This window comes from Pseudoalteromonas sp. TB25 (assembly GCF_000497995.1).
In the GTDB taxonomy this organism is placed as follows: domain Bacteria; phylum Pseudomonadota; class Gammaproteobacteria; order Enterobacterales; family Alteromonadaceae; genus Pseudoalteromonas; species Pseudoalteromonas distincta.
The window spans coordinates 1-2,076 of the sequence record NZ_AUTI01000001.1; the positions used below are offsets into that span (position 1 = coordinate 1).

The following is a 2,076-nucleotide window of genomic DNA, read 5'->3' on the forward strand; positions in this document are numbered from 1 at the left end:
ATTAAAAACTCAAATAAACGTGTGGGCTTTAAAGCGGCCGGCGGTGTTAAAACAGTGGCCGATGCTAGTGATTATTTAGCGCTAGCACGCGCAATAATGGGTGATGATTATTTGCAAGCAAATACATTTAGGTTTGGCGCTTCAAGCTTGTTAAGTGACGTTTATAAAACCATAGGGAAATAATCAATATCTTTGGATTGTAGGTTTATCTAACCGATTAAATTATTAGCAGTTGAAACAATAATGTAATTAATTAATTAGATTTTCCAATGTGGGTATCTTTTAGGCTTGTGTTAATGAACTGCGTAAGTATAATAGGCATCCACTTTGCAGGGGCGTAGTTCCAATTGGTAGAACAGCGGTCTCCAAAACCGATGGTTGGGAGTTCGAATCTCTCCGCCCCTGCCAGTTTTACTTGTTATTTGAGTAGTCTGAGATTAAAAACCGGTTTAAATTAAGTCTGTTTTTAAGTTTAGATTTTAATGGATTAACCCTGCCGTAGTGTAGGGTTGTTGTGTCTGTAGTTAAGGTAATAATATTATGAGCACGAATGTAGAAACACCATCAAGTGCGATGGAGTCAGTAAAGTGGTTAGTAGCAATCGCGCTACTTGCAGGCGCAGTTGTTGGTAATCACATGTATGCAGATCAATCTGTATTACTACGTGCTATTGGCGTTGTTGTTGCAATAGCGGCCGGATTAGCAATTGCCTCGCAAACATTTAAGGGACGTAACTTTCTTGCTTTCGCTAAAGAAGCTCGAATTGAAGTACGCAAAGTTATTTGGCCAACGCGCCAAGAAACTACCCACACGACATTAATTGTAATGGTTGCAACAGTGATTATGGCACTTATCCTTTGGGGATTAGATGGCATTTTATTCCGCGCTGTAGGCTTTTTAACTGGATTGGAGATCTGATCCCATGTCGGATGAGAACGAGAACAAAGAAATTAAGTTACGTTGGTATGTAGTACAGGCCTTTTCTGGTTACGAAAAGCGTGTAGCTCAAACGTTAATTGAACATATTAAAATCGAAGGTCTAGAATCGAGCTTTGGTGAGATATTGGTACCAACTGAAGAAGTTGTTGAGATGCGCGCTGGCCAAAAGCGTAAATCTGAGCGTAAATTCTTCCCAGGTTATGTATTAGTACAAATGGATATGAATGACGCAAGCTGGCACTTAGTGAACAGCACAGAACGCGTTATGGGCTTTATTGGTGGTACGTCTGATCGTCCTGCTCCTATCAGCCCTAAAGAAGCTGAGCGCATTCTTAATCGCCTACAAGAAAATGCTGAAGCACCTAAACCTGCTACATTATTTGAACCAGGTGAAGTTGTACGCGTTACAGATGGTCCATTTGCAGATTTCAGTGGTGTAGTTGAAGAAGTTGACTACGAAAAGAGCCGCGTAAAAGTATCTGTACTTATTTTTGGTCGTTCTACGCCAGTTGAGCTTGAATTCGGTCAAGTTGAGCAAGATAAGTAATTGATTAAAAAAGCTTCGCTAATTTTTATTTAAATTTTGGCATGAAGCTTGAAAAAGGCCGCTGATTAACTTATAATCAGCGGCCTTTTTGTATTAAGGTAAAATTTATTTTTTACTGTGCAAAAAGTACGAAACCAATTTTTAAACTGGGAAGCCGTTAGAGTACGCGTCCTCGCGCGCACAAGGCTGAGACCCACCAAATGAGGTATTTATAATGGCTAAAAAAGTTGAAGCTCTAATCAAGCTACAAGTTGCCGCTGGTATGGCTAATCCTAGTCCTCCAGTAGGTCCTGCACTAGGTCAACACGGTGTAAACATCATGGAATTCTGTAAAGCGTTTAACGCACGTACAGAGTCTATCGAAAAAGGCGCTCCAGTTCCTGTAGTGATCTCTGTTTACGGTGACCGTTCATTTACGTTCGACATGAAAACGCCACCTGCTGCTTACTTACTTAAGAAAGCTGCTGGTATCAAGTCAGGCTCAGGCCGTCCTAACACTGATAAAGTAGGCACAGTAACTCGTGCTCAACTTGAAGAAATTGTTGAGACAAAACGAACTGACCTTACAGCTGCCGATATGGACGCAGCGG

Annotated in this window: 3 protein-coding genes, 1 tRNA gene and 1 pseudogene; all 5 read left to right on the forward strand. The window is 41.1% G+C overall.

Features of this window, described 5'->3' with window-relative positions; genetic code table 11:
• Positions 1 to 183: pseudogene (locus L652_RS0100005) on the forward strand (deoxyribose-phosphate aldolase); the annotation flags it as partial.
• Positions 184 to 331: 148 nt separating this feature from the next.
• A tRNA-Trp gene (locus L652_RS0100010) sits at positions 332 to 408 on the forward strand.
• 132 nt (positions 409 to 540) lie between these two features.
• A complete protein-coding gene (gene secE / locus L652_RS0100015) occupies positions 541 to 918 on the forward strand; it encodes a preprotein translocase subunit SecE (protein WP_002958877.1) in 378 nt (125 codons plus the stop codon).
• A gap of 4 nt (positions 919 to 922) precedes the next feature.
• Positions 923 to 1,486, forward strand: a complete 564-nt coding sequence (nusG, locus tag L652_RS0100020) for a transcription termination/antitermination protein NusG (protein WP_002958878.1) — start codon at positions 923 to 925, stop codon at positions 1,484 to 1,486.
• A 214-nt stretch (positions 1,487 to 1,700) separates the two neighbouring features.
• A partial coding sequence (gene rplK, locus L652_RS0100025; RefSeq protein ID WP_024603154.1) for a 50S ribosomal protein L11 occupies positions 1,701 to 2,076 on the forward strand: 376 nt, incomplete at its 3' end.